We start from the raw sequence: 15,858 nt of genomic DNA, 5'->3' as shown, positions 1-15,858 counted from the left end.
CTTAGACCTGGCCGCCAGCCTTTCGGTGCAGCATCGATGGGTGTCGCATGGCAACCTCCGCGCATGCCGCATACCGCGCCGACCGAACCGGCCAGCGCGGATATCGGAAGATCTACTGGCCGTGCTGATCCGATGTCGGCGGAACGCAATGTAGTGCCGATGGCCCTCGGTCCGGAGAGGCACCCTGTCTAAACGGCGGGGTTGTGGTCCAGCGGCGGCCGCACGATGTACCTGAAGTACGCGCGATGGTCGAACCTCGTGAACCGCCGATACTCCGAGCCTTCGGCGTACATGTGGATATGGGCGACCGCGACCTCGGTGACATCGCCCTTGCCGACGACCCATTCAAGCATCACAGGGTTGCCGCCGGTCGAGAGCTTCGAATCCTCGATCGTGCCGGTGACCGTGGTCAGATCCCACCGCAGCGGACGGTCTTGCGGATCTGTACCGACCACGGTGAACTGCACACGATCACCCGGGTGCAGCACCTTCCCGGTGAGCTTCCCGCCGAACATCTCGTCGATCGGCGGTCCCTGACCTTCGAGTCGGTGCCCGAAACTGTCAGTGACCGACTCGATGCGCGGGTAGTACTCGCCCGCCTCGTCCTGACTGCTCATGTACAACGTCACCTGATTCCGAACCAGACCAGCAACTCCAGACAACAGATCCTGCTCGAACCCCACCATTAACCGGCTGTGGGCGACAGGGTTACGCAGGAAATCGAAACGCTTCAGCAACGCGTACATGGTGGATTTGCTGTCCACGCCGGCGCGAGCTCGTTCCAATTCTTGTCGGCGATCTCTAACAGGTCGTACAGGTTCGCGTAGGTCAGGCCCACATCGTCGACCTCGGCGACTCCGCGCTTAGTCCGAACCTGCTCGGTCTCGGCGCGGGCAACCCACTGCGCACGCTGTTTCTCGGATGTGACCGCCTCAAGCCAGTCCGGCCCATGCCGTTGGCGATAGACGAAGCCCATCAACTCACGCAGTGCGGTCTCCAACGTCGCCAGTGCCACACTCGGTTCCAGGATTGGCATCCGGTGAGGATGGCACAGTCACGACGTGGTGCGAAGCGATTTTCGGCCCTGCCCAGCTTGTCTGCGTCGATCAGCTACATCGGTCGGTGGAAAGACCTGACTCATCTCGCGACATGAACGGTCTGAACTCGTACGGTCGAAATCCGGTAATGCTTATCGCTCGCATCGAGCCATTTGAGCACAGGGCTCGCATCTATCCGTTCCAGGGCCTGCGCCGGACCGTCCGGGGCGCATCGCCGAACCGCTGTTCGCTGGGCTGTCCCGCGAGGAGAAACTCGCCGCGCTACGCGCCCGCATGGCGGCCATCCCCGGCCGCGTCGGCGCCACTGAACCGCCGCCGCTGCCAGCCAGCGCATCGACCGCGGTCATCCCCGTGTCCGGCGGCTTGGGGGAGGCGCTTCCGGAGGGCGGGCTCCCGCGCGGCGGCGTTGTCGCCTGCACCGGTCGCAACACCCCGATGCTGGGCTTGCTCGCGGCCGTTACCGCCGCCGGCGATTGGGTCGCCGTCATTGGACAGCCGCAGCTGGGATTGCTGTCTGTGGTCGAGATGGGTGGTGACCTCGCCCGACTGGCCCATATCCCGGATCTCAGGGGCGAGGATCCGCTCACGGTCGCCGCGGTCCTGCTCGACGGTGTCGACGTCGTCGTCCTGGACGTCGCGGGCACCGCTCCGCCGAGCCGGACGCGTGCTGTGCTCGCCCGCCTGCGCAGTCATGACGGTGTTCTCATCGTCACCGGCGCGGGATGGGCGCGGGCAGATCTCGAAATCCGTTGTGAGCTCGCCGGATACGAGGGCCTTGGTCGCGGGCGTGGACGGCTACGCAAGATGACGTTCGACATCCAGGTCACTGGCCGCACCGCACGGCGGCCACGCACCACGCGCGTCCAGCTCGCCGGTACCGGTGCCCAGCGATGCAGCTGGACTCGGCAGGCACCCGCGACCGCCGCGGTCCCGACGTCGATCGCGCGGACGGGGTGAGTGCGCGATGAACGACGATCGGTATACGGCCATCCGCCTGCTGCAACCACCGCGGTCGGTAAAAGTGGCCCCGCGCAGGATGTGGGTGATGCCGGTCCGGACGCCGGATCGCGTCATGCCGGTGACGCTCGGGGAGAAAGCATTCGCTTTCGATCTGCACCTCGGCGAGGAATGGATCCCGGCGCGCGCCTACCGGTGGGCACGGTTCAATATTGGGACCGCACCGGTGTGGTTCTGCGAGGTCGAGATTCAGCTGCTGACAAGCAATGGAGTCAGTGGAGCCGGTTTCTACGTCAGTGGGTGCCGTGGGACGCTGTCCAACCGGACTGAGCGTCGGCGCCGAGGCACCTGGAGTGGCGTGCGTCGACGACCAATCATCGATACCCCATGCAATTGAGCAGCGCGATGCTGCTCGTTGCGGCGCACCATTTTTCGCACACTCTATCGCCATTGGACCAGTGCCGAAGAGCGAATCGCCACCAATCCGGCTCGACGAACCGAATCCGTTCCCGCACCAACCCCCACCCGCCCGACCCGTTCCCCCCAGTTCCTCACGCGCCGGGCCACACGCACGGCGGGCGCCTGGTGGTGGAGAGACACTATTGCAACCCGGAACTATGGCAGGGCGCCTCACTGCTGGCGACGTCGCTGGGCGTGTGGATCACCCACCGCAAACCGTCGATATCGAGATCACCCGCGGCGAGGGGCAGTCGATCACGATCGCGGCACGCGGGCTGCCCGAGGGCGAGGTGACGCACCTACTGCATAAAGCGTTGGACGGCTAGGGTGCGGCTGCCCGACCCGGCCCGGTCAAGGGCGGTCCTGCTGGGCACCAGCAGATTCGCCGATCCTGAGTTGCCCGATCTGCCTGCGGTCCGCAACAACCTCACCGACCTCGCCCAGGTGTTGACCAATACGCAGGCGACCGCGTTGCCGCGTGGGCATTGTGTGGTGGTGGCCGATGAATCAGACCGCGGGATCATCGGCGATGCCTTGAACTCCGCGGCCGCGCAGGCGGGGGATATGTTGCTGGTCTACTACGCCGGGCACGGTCTGATCGGCCGGGGCGGGACGTTGTATCTGTCGCTGCCGAACACGCGCAGTGACCGGGACATGGTGGGGTGGACGGCGTTTCCGTTCGAGATGCTGCGCGATACCCTCGCCGACGCCGGCGCGACCAACCGAGTGCTGATCCTGGACTGCTGCTTCTCCGGGCTGGCGATCGACCTCATGAGCGATGTCACTTCCACGGTGGCCGGACAACTCGAGGTGGCAGGCACCTGCACACTGGCATCTTCCCCGGCGAACCGGCCCTCCCACGCCCCGAGGGCGCCCGATACACCGCCTACACCGCCTACACCGGCGCGATGCTCGAGCTGCTGCAGCGCGGCCCTGGTGACGATGCCGAGTTCCTGACACTGACCGCGATCCACGAACACCTGGCAAAGGCATTGCCGTCCAAGGGATTTCCGCAGCCAGAACAACGCAACACCCGTACCATCGGAAACCTAGCACTCGCCCGCAGACCCCCGCCAGCCGACACAGATCACCCGCTTCCTGCCGACGAAGCCCAAACCTTCGGTCCCGCATTCAGAAGGCCCGGTGCCGATAAACAAAGCGCCGCGCCGGTATCGGCCGACCTCTCGGTCGATGCCCTCCTGACAGGAAGGACCGAAAGCGATGGTCGAACCGGGACCGCGCCGCGTTCCACATTGCCCTCCACTGTCCGGCGGATCGGTCGCCGCCGACTACTGATCGGCGGCGCGGTTGCCATCCCCCTAACCGTCACCGCCGCGGTAGCGGGGATCGCCCTCACCCACACATCCACCCCGCCCCGTCGCCCGCCGTTCTCACCGGCCACACCAGCGCGGTGTCGTCGGTGGTGTTTGCGATGAGGACATCCAGTACACCGGCACCGGGCAGGCGTTCAACGCGTTGCGAACCCTCGCAGGGGCGATGAGGACGGGACAGCCGGTTCGCAAACCTCCTGGGGGCCCGTGTTGCCAACCCTCGCAGGGGCGATGAGGACTCGTCGCAGACCTGCACCAGCGCAAGCAGTTCGGGCTGTTGCCAACCCTCGCAGGGGCGATGAGGACCGGGCGTCCAGGCGTGCCGCCCAGGCGCACATTTCGTGTTGCCAACCCTCGCAGGGGCGATGAGGACCCCAGGGTAAATCTGCTGGTGGGAGGCCTTCTTCGCGGGTGGCAGGATACGGGGTTTGCAGCAGACCTCCGGTAGCGCTTAAAAGTGCGGCGTGTCGCTGATCGATCTTGGTCGAGACCCTGCAGGAACTGGCCCGACAGGGCAGTAGTGCCTGCCTACGGTCGAGCGTTCCGCTCGGCGAACACTTACCCCTGGGGTACTGGGGCACCTTCACTGGTTCATGCCATGTCGTAGCGATGTTTCGGAAGCCGGTATCTCTCATGACGGAGGCCATGTGGTTCGGTGACCAACAGAAAGCTGGCCCCTTCTCTCCTAAGCTGAGTGAAGGATCTCATTGGTACGCTCGTGGGTATGGGCGGGGACTTGTTACTGCTGATCGCCACCATCGCCCCGTTGGCACTGTTCGGGTGGGCGGCTATTCGGGCGAAGCACCGCGGGCTCGGGGGGTCGTTCGTCGGGCCGTTTCAGGAGATGTTTGATCCCAGCGCGGCGCGAGCACAGATCGTCATCGAGGAGCTCGCGGAACTGCCCGATCCTACGGACTCCGGCGACCCGGACAACGACGACGATGCGCCGAACACAGTGGTGTATAAGGGTGTTCGGCTCTACATCAACCCTGATAAGGCTCGGCGGCGCGGAGGTGACGGGACCACCAAGCGAGCTGGGTGAGCACCCGCCTCGCCAACCCCGGCAACGCCGACCCCGACGCGGTCGCATTCCTCAAAGACCTATGCCAGGCCTGAAATACCCGCCGACACACCAGACAAGGCGGCTCCCAGTTTTCACCGCCCGAACAGCCGTCTGATCCTCACACGATAGCTACGGCTGGCAAGCTCGGGCTTGGGTGCCAACGATGCACCGACTGTTGCACAGTGACTTCAGTAGGTGCGGCAGCTTCGGCGGTCCCGTGCTCGTTGTAGGGGAATTCCGGCCGCAGTGGTACCCGAGTTGGTGTGCGATTGGGTCGGCGGTTTGTACAGCTCGTCGCACTGCGGTCGAGTACACCACGGTGGTGCCGAGTGAGGTATCTATGGGTTGATGGCGCTCGCCCCTCCACTTCACCTATCTTCGAACCGACCGTTGACCTTCAAGTGTCGAAGGTTTTCCGTCACCTTCATGACAGTGTCGCTGGAGAAGCCTCCATCTCGTCGGGCTTCGATATTGACTGTGATCTCAAGCTCTGCCCCCTCCGGTGCGGCAAGCAGTGCGAGTAGATCCTGGCTCAGTCGATTGAGTTCGCGGGCAAAACGATCAGGGTTGACGTTGTAGGTGCCCCAGAATCGAGCGTTTGTGACCTCCGGCTTCGAACTCGATGGGGTGGTTCGACGTTCTGGTTTGGTGCTCGGGTTTTCTGTCGAAGATCGGTCGGTTCCGGTATCAGTGCCTTCCGTTGTTGATGAGTCTGCACTGGCTTGAGTTCGTTCCTCTTGTTCGCGTTGAGCTTTCGCACGTTCGATATTCACAATGAGCGTCCGACCCGTGATTGGGCCAGGTGCGATGTCAGTACCAGGTATAACCAGGTCGAGATAGCGACCGGTCGTGTCGTCGTAATCGCTTGCCAAGGCGAAACCTATGATGTCTCCGACGATCTCATTGAATGCTTGAGCCAACCCTTGCTCGAGCACCGTGCGGTCGACTAGCCGGACCAGATAAGGGAACTTACGGTAGTAGCGCCACAGCTCATCGAATCGAATGTGTCCAGGTTCCCAGACCTTCATCAAGCTAGTGCGGAGGTCATTGACGAGGAGTTGTGGCGCGATGACTGTGCGGAGCTGATCCAGTGCCGTTAGCTTGGCGCCCACGCGCGTAGGGATATCCGGTGTTTCGTCATCGAGGGTTGCGGCACCGAGTCCGATCCGACCGTGCGTCTTGTCCCACGTCGGGTAGTAGACCGAGTTGTATGCTTGGGTCAGCCGCAGCCACACCGTGTCATCGGCTCTACTTCGTCGCCTACTAGCCATAGCGGTTTGGTCAGCGGGCAATGGTAGATCGTCCTCCTGCACGATTGAGTTCCAGGCCAGGTAGTCGCGGACCGAGTCCATCAGATAGCCAAGAAGCTCCCGTTCAGCCACGGCGAATACAAGCATGTTCTGATTCTCTCGCGGTGAGTTTCCGCGGCTTCCAAGCGCGTTCATTGCGAACTCGTGCGCCGAATTTTTCCTGGTTTGGCTGGAGTACGCGTGCCTTGGATGGACGATCACGAGCCGCAAGTTGGGATGGTCTTGGATGTCGGCGCTGTCTCGCGGCGCAGGGAAGACCCCGTGGAACGGGCCATTCTTCCGGAAGTCCCGTTCCTTGATACGGCGCACGATCTCGGAGTAGACGTCTTCCGGGTGGCTCCGGTAGTCGTCGGCGCGCTCCCGGGCTAACCTATTCACGGACTGCTGAGTGTCGTACCAGTAGGTGCTGCCGTCTGCGTGGAAGTACAGGGCTTCGTCGCTGAGAAGATGTATGGCGGAGGCAAAGTTTCCGACAATGTCGCCCGGCAAGGCCGTTCCCAGCCAGATGCGTTTGCTTTCAACGCCTTTCCGCTGTGGTCCAGTACGGGCGGCCGACGCAAGGAAGGCAGCGCGAGCCAGGCGTCTTGTGAGACGACGCTGGCCGAATGCGGTGCGTCCGGCGTCGATTCGTTCCGGGCTCGATGTCGGTGCGTCGACATCAGCCTCGATCACGACCTTCCATGCATCCGACAAGTAGTGGGTGACCTCGCCGAGCACGTACTCATCGCCGAGTGGAATCGATCCCGGCATGATGATCGGCGCAGGATCCTCGCTCTGCCAGAGCCTGAAGATGACAGCGCTCATCAGTCGAAGCACACCACGGGTCTTCTGGAAGCGATCCAATGTCGACCAATCGTCGTATAGCCGACGAAAGAGTTCCGGGTGGATCGGATAAGCCCGCTTGATCTCGTCTTCGTACGCAGTCTCCCGAACTTCCCGGGGAAACTCTCGGTCGTGGGTTCGGTAGAACTTGACGAGGCTCTTCGCAATGAAATCGCGGTCACGGAGCGCTTGAGGGGTTGAGTCCTCGAATAGACGCCGCCGAACGATTTCGAACGATTCGTCCGGCGTGGCGGGGCGCCAATGTTTTGCAATTCTTCCGATCGCATTTTCCAATCCTTCGAGGGCCTCTTGTCCGTGCACTCCGCCGACTTCAGAATCGTTCGCGAAGGTGCTGCGATCTTTAGGGTCATAGGAGGCCGGAATCGATAGGATGAGCATCACGCCGGGGACCGATTTGGCGGTTTCGGCGAGAGTCTGGGCGAAAGTGAATTGGTTATCGAATGTTCCGCCTGGCAGATCAGAACCGCCGCGTAGGAGTCGTGCGTAGGCCACCCATTCGTCGATGAGAATCACGCAAGGCGCGGTCGCTTCAAGAAGCTGACGGAGGGATGCCCCTGACGGGATACTGGCACGGTCCGACTCCGCGACGATGGCATAGGCTTCGTGGCCGCCAAGTTGCCAGGCCAATTCGCCCCATAGGGTCTTGATGCCGGGACGGCCATCCTCGGTGGCTGGCTTAGCTGTTTCGATGCGATTGCCGACGATCGCGGCTCGACGGACCCCCGGGACGATAGGGACGTCACCGAGCATGTCCTGCACCGACTGCGGAAAGTCGTGCACCGTGAGCCCGGGGGTGTAGAGATGCCAGACTGCCAGCATCGAATGTGTTTTTCCGCCGCCGAAGTTGGTCTGCAGATTGAAGGCCGGTTCGGCATTGCCTTGGCCCGCGATGCGCCTGGCCGCATTGCACAGGAGTTCCTTCAGGCCTTCCGTAAGGTAGGTCCGGCGGAAGAACTGGATCGGATCGGAATACTCCTCGTTCTTCGCCCTTCCGGCCGCCACCTCGTGGAGGTCGGCAGCGAACTCTGCCCTGGCATAGTTGCCTTCTTGGACATCCCGATGGGGAACCATGACTTCCCGCCAGCTGCCGAGCTTCTCGGCGGTCACCACGACTCCGGCAGACGCGCTGCGGCGGGTGCGATCGAGTGCGCGCTTGTTTTCGACCTGTATCCGGTGTTCCTCGCGCTGCTCCAATACCGCGTCTGCTTGGCCAACGGCCCCGACAAGTCGCAACAAGCGCTCTGCCGAGTCCAGAATCCGGTCGGCAAAGCTGTAGTCGAACTTCTCGTTGTGCGCCCACTGGTTTCGCGCCTCAAACAGTTCGGCCGCATACCGATCGCCGCTAGGTCCGAGGAGCTCTTTGAATACTTCTTTGCGTTTGACGATGGCCTTGAGCAGAAGGTAAGGGTCGCTCTTGGAGAGCTTCATTCCGGTCCCGATGAAGTGGTCCAACCAGTCGACTCCGGCGGGGGCTGCTTTCTGCATGAGGCGCTCGACCACGGGCTCGAGTCCCTCGGCGAGCAGCTCGAATCCCTTGCCGACCCGCTGCTGGTGCGTCTGTGCCATCGGTAATGCCTACCCCTCTAGCGGCGCGGTGTGCGCCGATCTCATTCGTCCTCTTCGCCGTGGATGAGCGAAAGAAGGTCCCCGGTCTCCCCACCAAAGGGGCGCACCTCGATTTGCCTTGCGGCAGTGACGATGTCGGGCCAAGCAGCGCCCAACTGGTTGAACATCGATGCGGCGTTCTGATACCTGCGGTCGGAGACCTTGAATAGTCGATGGACCAGCCGATTAACCCGGTCGAGACTGATCACGCTGTCTGCTCGCGCGCGTACACCTGCGACCAGCTGGGCGGCCGAGTCGATGCCCTCGGTGTTGAAGCGCATCGCCATGTGCATGGCGACCTCCCAGTGGGAGATTCGATGGTCCGTCAGCGGGTTGTAGCGCGCCGGCAATTCTTCGAACCCGAGGAGCCGGACGGTGCTGCGAGGAGTATTACTGACAATCCCGTCGGCTTCCAGGTCCCTGATGGAGGTGCCGGTCTGCCGCAGCACCACATCGGCGTCACCGTAGGTGCCTGGCCCGAACTCGAACTGTCGGAACCACTTCAGCGCGAATCTGGTCGGCGGATCGAACTCCGTTTCTTCGCCGTCGATGACGACGGTAGCGGCCTTGTCGATCTCGACAAGAGCATCCCGCACGGTCATAGGCGCGCCGTCCGCTTGTAGTACATCGCGATACTGGGAGAAGATCCGCATTCCCGGACCGATTGCCGCCTGCCCCATGTCGAGCGGAGACACTCCACCTTTCCGAAGGGCCTCGATGGCGTCAGGCAAGTCTTCCCGGAGTCGAGCAAGGAATGTCGACTTGTCTGCGATATGGTCGGCTTCACGCGGGCGACAGATGAGGATGATATAGGACGCCAGCGCATTAGCGCCTTGGCTCACTTGCCGTGTGCTCATGGTGGATTCGATCGGCATCGTCCCCACCACCGCCAGACCGGACGCCAGCACTGCCTGCAGCAGCGACACCCACGCCGAGGAGACGGCCCCTTTTCCTTCGGCGTCGTCCTGTTTGGCCGCGTAGGCCACCACGATCGGCAGGTCTGAGCGCGACGCCTTCTGCAGCGTCGTGAACACGTCGGTGAACCCGTCGATGAAGTACTGTTGCGCGGCCGCCTTATCACCATCGTGACGAGCGGGATTGGCGACGAGCTCCGGCGCTTTCGGAGTCGCGATGGTGGCGAACAGGTCCGGGTGCACGGCTCGCAGCGCCCGCCGCAGCCAGAGGTAGAAGTAGTCGCTGAGATCGGCGTAGTTGATCTGCCCGAAATAGGGTGGGTCGGTGACGATGAAAGCCGTGCCGGGCTCGACTAGGCCTCCGGCGGACCTGGCGTCGACCTGCGCCACGTGAGCTGCGTCGGCTTCGGCCGGTAGACCACGTAGGAGGCCGATCACCGAATCGATTTGAGCCGACCAGCTTCCGACGGAATCGCCGAACGGATACGCCTCGGCGAAATCCCACAGCATCGGCATGGCCTGCGTGCCGAAGGCGGGTTCCGGCTTCGATGGGCCTAGCCGCGTTCGCCACCGCACCAGACTTGAGTTTCCTTGCGCCATCTTGCTCACGCAGATACCGAGCACACTGGCGATGGCCCGTGCCTGTTCGGTGGTGCCGCCGTCGTCCAGCACGTGGTCGTAGATTGCGGCAACTTCGTCGGCGAACGCGGCGAGCGTAGTCAGCTGCCGCGGGGTGTAGAGATCGGTCTGGTACCGCAGGTCATACAGCGGGGGTGCGAAGTTCTTTGTATTGCCACCGATCTCAATATCATCGAGGTCGTCCGGAAGTTCGACGTCGATAACCTGCTTGGGAATCTCTTTCGGCCCCACGAACGTCCTTCCCGAAGGCGGCATATCCACGCAGTAGGCCATTAGTTGCAATCCGAGCTTGCCCGCCTTGCCTGCGTCACGTAGGTCTCGTTCATTGATCTTCGTTGCGCACTTGGGACACGTGAACTGCGCCCGACCACCACTCTTCGTCGAAACACAGGGACCGTCCTTGCCCTTGTGCACGACGAACTCGACGTGGTCGCCGGCAACGACAGCCTCGACAGTCGCTTCGCGGCCGCCTTGCTTGCTGAGCCATGCCGAACCGAACAGCGGAACATGGATGGTGCATCTGGGGTTGTGGCACGGCACGGTTCTTGCCCACAACCAGGCGACAGGCCGCCCAACCTCCGTGGTCGGATAATGGTGGCCGACGCTTTTGCGAACTTTGGACTCGATTATCGCGCCGTATCGGCGCACATCTGCAGTAAAGCCGTCGAACGCAGCGTCACTGGTACGGGACTGACCTTCGGGGTCGAAGAGAGCAGGAGCCGAGGCAACAGCCGGAAGCAGTTCCCCTAACACCCGGGTGATCAGTGCCGCAACCGGATTGAGATCGGAACCGACCGCGGGGAGACCGAGGCGCAGCGCCTCGACAACGGTTGACCCGCCGCCCGCGAACGGGTCGAGCACGATCGGGAGTTCAGGGTTCGACTCGCCGATCAACCTGCGCGCCTGGCGAAGTGCCTCGGCGGTCGGCGCCGTGCCGTCGGTGGGAACGAGTGCTTCGACAAGGTCGACGAGCTTATCTCTGTCGGGGCCTGGACCTGGATCGTCCACCAAGGACGCGAAGATCAACGCCCGAAGCGCAGGGGTCGGCATCGGCGCGAACCACTTGTGCAGGTTCTTGATTGTGCCGACCTTGCGCTCCTTGTAGCTGATGCTTGCTTTGCTGATGGCCGTCAGCGGCAAAGTGACATCGATCAGTTTCCGTTGGTATTGGCCGGAGTGGTCGGTCATACAGGCGGTCCTCCTCGTTCCCAGGTCTTGAGCCAGTCGCCATGCATGCCGGTGGCATCGAATTCGCCGAAATCGACATCGAGGAACGGGTCGACGATGTAGCGGATGTCATCCTGATCGGGCCTGTCGGGATGAACGCTGACAAGTGCCAGGCGGTAGTTCTCCGCGGAGTTCTTGCCGGCGAGCACTTCGGTCCGGGTGACGTAGAACGTCTCCGAGCCAAAGATTCGCCCCTTGACCTCGATGAACACCCAATGGTTGTCGGGTGTACGAGACCGGATGTCGTATCCGGGGTTGTTGCGCGGCATCTCCTCTGGGAACCTGCCGAGGTCGCGCTCCTCTTGCATCACCCGGTCGATGGCGCGTCTTTCCGTAGCGGTGGTGTCGTCGGCGTAAGCGGCGGCCGGCAGGTCGCGTCGGCCCGCGAGTCTGTCCAGCAGCCCCTGCGGGACAACAAACGCCGCGGCTACGACCAACGGCGGGCGAATATGCAGTCGAGAGTCGCGCTCGAGTTCATCCAGGCGCCGTTCCAGGCGTTGCTCGAGCGCACGCGCTTGCCGAAAAGCAAAGTCGGACTTTACCTTTACCGACTTGCCCGATGCCTCTGCATCGAGCAGATCGGCGTGCCGGGAGTCCCAATAGTTGATCTCCTGCAGGAGCCGTTGGCGCACGAGACGCCCGGTGCGTTCGGCTTCCCGTTGGACGCGCTCCCGAAGGTCGGCGATATGTGTTCCGAGTCCGTGATCGACGGCCCAACTGACCGCGAGATCCTCGACACCGGCGACGAGCCATGGCGCTTCGAGGAGCGGTCGGATACGGCTGAGCTCGTCATCGGTTGGCGGCGCGTAGTCCAAGTAGGGTGCCGCCCCTGCCATCTGGGCGACCTCCGGGCCGATCTCGACGAAATCGAGGCGTTTGCTGACAATCCGCGGCGGGTGGTGCCCGTCCGCGACCTCTTGTGCGGCGGCAACGAGTAGCTTCGGCTGTTCATCGGCGGCGGATCGGTCGACGAGAACGGCCCCTTGCTTGAGCTGCGTGCCGTATCGATCACCGATCAAGGTGACGACTGCGTCGAGCAGGGGGTGCCCCGGCGCCAGCAGGTCAGCGCGAGGCTGACCGGGCAGACGGGTGAGGTCACGGTCGAAGGTGACCCGCTCGTACCGGCGCAACACCGGAACGCGGGTCCGGATAAGTGGCTCGTAGTCGCGGACTTCGGCGGGCACGTGGAGAATCTCGTATCGCCTCGACTCTCGTTCGTACACGCGTCCGCCGAGCAACGTGAAGGCGGTGAGAAAGAACCCCCGGACGTAGTGCGGTTGCAGCCGGCGCACCTGAGCCTCCTCCATACGCAGTCGCCACTCGCCGACGTCGGCATTGGCGAGTTTCTGGTGGGCCAGTGCCCGCTCGGCGATCAGACGGTCGAGCCCTTCGCCGACAGACGCGTCGATAACCTGGTTCAAGCGGTCGCGGACTTCAGGGCGGTCACCATACTGAATCGCTTCCATCAGCAGTGACCGCAACGGCTGTTCGCTGAAGGCTTCGCCCAGAACATCGAATACTTTGCCCTGATACGCCCGCCGCTGCTCGTCGATCTTCGCGAGCAATCTTATGAAAACGGCACCCTCTCTGGTGTCTTCCGCGACAAGGTTCCACAGGTGGCATACCTCGTTTTGGCCGATCCGGTGTATCCGCCCGAACCGCTGTTCAATTCGATTGGGATTCCAAGGAAGGTCGTAGTTGACCATGAGGTTCGCCCGCTGCAGGTTCAGGCCCTCGCCTGCGGCATCGGTGGCGACCAAGATTCGGCAATTCTTGTCCTGCGTGAACAGTTCCTTGATCTTGCGCCGGTTCTCCCGGGTAATCCCGCCATGGATGGTGACGACAGAATCCTCGCTGCCGAGCAGGCTGCGTATGCGGACGGAGAGATAATCGAGCGTGTCCTTGTGCTCGGTGAAAATGATGAGTTTGCGTGGGCTGCCGTCGCTGTCCCCGACCATCGGGTTACTCAGCAACAACTCGCGGAGTTCGGTCCACTTCCGGTCATTGCCGCTGTCGCGGACACGTCGACCGATCTCGACGAGATCGGCGAGGATCGCGATCTCCTTGTCGAGTTCGGCCAGAGTCCGCGCCGTGGTGGCGGCATCGACAACGTTGTTCTCGAACTGTTCAAGCTCGTCGCCCGGTAGCTCGTCGAGGATATTGTCCCACTCGTCGGAGTTGCGTCCGAGGATGGAGGCCAGACGACCCTGAAGGCCTGCCTCGTTGGTCGTTTCGCTGTTCAGCATCTCCTGCCGAAGAGCCTGAAGCCGCCGGTGGCGGCGCACGAGCGACTGAAGGATGGCCTCCGGGCTCGACGCGAGCCGCCGCTGGAGCACCGTCAACGCAAATCCGATGGTGTTGCCGCGTCGGCCGTCGGCCATGGCCTGGGCACGCCCCATTTGCACGCGCACGTAATCGGTGACAACTTCGTACAATTCCAGCTCAGGCTCGGAGAGTTGGTATGGAACCGTGTACGCGCAACGCTCGGGAAACAGCGGTTTGCCTTCGAATGTCAGCAACTCCTCTTTGACCATCCGGCGAATGAGGCCCTCGGTGTCAGTTGAGCTAATTCCCTCGCGATACCGTCCTTCGAACCGTTCGGTGTCGACTAATCGCATGAAAAGTTGGAATCCGGCCTCACTCCCTGCGTGGGGCGTGGCGGTCATCAACAACAAGTGGCGAGAGTGTTTACCGAGTAGCTCACCAAGGAGGTAGCGCTTCGTTTTCTTCAGCTCGTCGCCAAAGTAACTTGCGGACATGCGATGTGCCTCGTCCACCACCACTAGATCCCAGTCGGACTGTTCCAATTGGGACTGCAAGCTGTCAGACCTGGCAAGTTGGTCCATCCGGGCGATGAGCAGCGGGAACTTCTCGAACACAGATTGATCCAGCTGCGCGTTGATCAAGTCACGGGTGAGAATGTCGAACCGCAATCCAAACTTGTCCAGCAGCTCTACCTGCCACTGGTCCACGAGGCCGCCAGGCGCCACGATCAAACAACGTTCAAGGTCACTGCGGAGCAAGAGTTCCTTGATATATAGGCCAGCCATAATTGTCTTGCCTGCGCCAGGGTCGTCGGCCAAGACGAACCGGAGGGGAATCCGGTCGAGAAGTTCCCCGTAGACAGCCTGGACTTGGTGCGGAAGGGGTTCGAGGTCGCTCGTCGTAACTGCCAGCATCGGGTCGAATCGGGCAGCTGTTCGCAGGCGAAGCGCCTCAGCGGCCAGCTTGAAGAGGGCTCCATCCCCGTCGAAGCTGTAGGGCGCCGCGCGCGCTCGCAGTGATAGCCGTGGCTCCGAATCTCGATACAACAACTGGTCGGCGACATTGCCCTGCGAATCGCGATAGGTGAGGGTGAGGGCGTCGGAGCCGTACCACTTGACTGCAACCACCGTCACGGGGCCGGTCGGAACAATCCCATCCAGGATCGCGCCTGGGGTGAGGTTTTCAAGCGTCATGCTCCCCGAGTTCACTGCTCGGTCCCCTCGGGAGATTGCCCACGCTGGTACAGGAAAGTGGTACTGCCCCAAGTGTTCTCGCAAGCTAGGGCTAGCGCACGGAACGACAAGCGAACTCCTGTGTACTGCGTCACCATCGGGCGGCCACCGATTTGAATTTCCCCTGTCGGCCCTTGCCTCCCGATCGCGTAGTGCCGAACCGGTTCCTCATGTGGGTATTCAGGATCGGATTTCCGATCGGTTGCGTCATACCCCGCGATACCTCACCCTGCATCGATCCCGCCCCAGTCGCGCCACCATCGTCGGCCGAATACCCCGCGCCAGCGATGCTGATTGGTCTTGCGGTACAACATATCCCCTCCAGCCATCCTGCGCTACACGAATCTTGTGGTGCACCAACGTATCTGGCCTACCGAGACCTCGAACATGGGTTCGGGGAGTCAAACTCAATCACGGTTCACTGAGCTCGCCCGTCGTTCAGTCGAGCTGGGGCTGCCGGCCTCCCGGTGCAGCGCGTCCAGCTTCGTGAAGAACTCCTCGAGGTCATCGTTCCCCCTGAGGTAGTCACGGCAGCGGCAGTGGCACCTGGACGTCTCCGAGACCGCGAACCGCAGCGAGTCGCGCGAACTCGCGAACTCGCCAAATCTGTTCTGACGTGGGCATATAGGCACTCTAGCGGCGCAGGCGGGCGTACGCGGTCAAACCAATCATTTCACTCAGGAGCGTCACCAATTCACCGACGCGAACGGAATAGCAGATGCCCGCGACCACCAAGGCCCTTCTCCTCAGCGGCGCCGCGCTGCTGGCGATCATCGTCGGTATTGCCGCCGGCGTCCTGACGAAGATCGACGGCGCAACCTGCCCGCGGCCGTACGCGCCGGCGGCATCGGCTTCGGCGGCAGCTTGACTCTGATGCTGCTCACGATCACCACATGCACGCTTCTGTAGGACGTGAGTCGACCAGGAGATGTCCATCCAATAATGGACACCGGAA

The 15,858-nt window shown here is 62.5% G+C and carries 10 protein-coding genes; 5 read left to right on the top strand and 5 right to left on the bottom strand.

Going from position 1 to position 15,858, the window contains the following annotated elements; all coding sequences use genetic code 11:
• Positions 1 to 188 precede the first annotated feature (188 nt).
• Positions 189 to 617 carry a hypothetical protein gene (locus NA4_RS22620; RefSeq protein ID WP_157129226.1) on the bottom strand — a complete coding sequence of 143 codons (429 nt, stop codon included), beginning with the start codon at positions 615 to 617 and terminating at the stop codon, positions 189 to 191.
• Positions 618 to 730: 113 nt separating this feature from the next.
• On the bottom strand, positions 731 to 1,015 hold the full coding sequence (locus NA4_RS22615) for a hypothetical protein (RefSeq protein WP_157129225.1): 285 nt from the start codon (positions 1,013 to 1,015) through the stop codon (positions 731 to 733).
• A 316-nt stretch (positions 1,016 to 1,331) separates the two neighbouring features.
• Between NA4_RS22615 and imuA' the strand changes: the two genes are divergently transcribed.
• The 4 genes from imuA' (at position 1,332) to NA4_RS22595 (ending at position 4,847) form a co-directional block, all read left to right on the top strand.
• On the top strand, positions 1,332 to 2,015 hold the full coding sequence (gene imuA' / locus NA4_RS22610; RefSeq protein WP_067473464.1) for a DnaE2-dependent mutagenesis accessory factor ImuA': 684 nt from the start codon (positions 1,332 to 1,334) through the stop codon (positions 2,013 to 2,015).
• A gap of 656 nt (positions 2,016 to 2,671) precedes the next feature.
• Complete coding sequence (locus tag NA4_RS43305; protein ID WP_281180055.1) at positions 2,672 to 2,800, top strand: hypothetical protein; 129 nt, start codon at positions 2,672 to 2,674, stop codon at positions 2,798 to 2,800.
• Position 2,801: 1 nt separating this feature from the next.
• Positions 2,802 to 3,431: a caspase, EACC1-associated type gene (locus NA4_RS22600; RefSeq protein ID WP_067473459.1), complete on the top strand. Its 630-nt coding sequence runs from the start codon at positions 2,802 to 2,804 to the stop codon at positions 3,429 to 3,431.
• 1,068 nt (positions 3,432 to 4,499) lie between these two features.
• Positions 4,500 to 4,847 (top strand): hypothetical protein, encoded by a 348-nt coding sequence (locus tag NA4_RS22595; protein ID WP_245671542.1) that lies wholly within the window; start codon positions 4,500 to 4,502, stop codon positions 4,845 to 4,847.
• 389 nt (positions 4,848 to 5,236) lie between these two features.
• Here the strand turns inward: NA4_RS22595 and NA4_RS22590 are convergent, their stop codons facing one another.
• Genes NA4_RS22590 through NA4_RS22580 form a run of 3 tightly spaced genes read right to left on the bottom strand, consistent with a single transcriptional unit; the run spans position 5,237 to position 14,864 of the window.
• Positions 5,237 to 8,587, bottom strand: coding sequence for a DUF499 family protein (locus NA4_RS22590; protein WP_067473443.1), 3,351 nt, complete (start codon positions 8,585 to 8,587; stop codon positions 5,237 to 5,239).
• A gap of 41 nt (positions 8,588 to 8,628) precedes the next feature.
• Positions 8,629 to 11,367 carry a DUF1156 domain-containing protein gene (locus tag NA4_RS22585; protein WP_067473440.1) on the bottom strand — a complete coding sequence of 913 codons (2,739 nt, stop codon included), beginning with the start codon at positions 11,365 to 11,367 and terminating at the stop codon, positions 8,629 to 8,631.
• Positions 11,364 to 14,864, bottom strand: coding sequence for a helicase-related protein (locus NA4_RS22580; protein WP_067473437.1), 3,501 nt, complete (start codon positions 14,862 to 14,864; stop codon positions 11,364 to 11,366). The genes NA4_RS22585 and NA4_RS22580 overlap by 4 nt, the downstream gene beginning before the upstream one ends.
• A 757-nt stretch (positions 14,865 to 15,621) precedes the next feature.
• On the opposite strand from NA4_RS22580, the gene NA4_RS40625 reads away from it, so the two are divergent.
• On the top strand, positions 15,622 to 15,771 hold the full coding sequence (locus tag NA4_RS40625) for a hypothetical protein (RefSeq protein ID WP_157129224.1): 150 nt from the start codon (positions 15,622 to 15,624) through the stop codon (positions 15,769 to 15,771).
• The last annotated feature ends 87 nt before the right edge of the window (positions 15,772 to 15,858 follow it).

Source organism: Nocardia amamiensis NBRC 102102 (assembly GCF_001612745.1).
GTDB lineage: Bacteria > Actinomycetota > Actinomycetes > Mycobacteriales > Mycobacteriaceae > Nocardia > Nocardia amamiensis.
The sequence above is the reverse complement of the archived record's forward strand: the minus strand, read 5'-3'. Positions and strand labels throughout refer to the sequence as shown.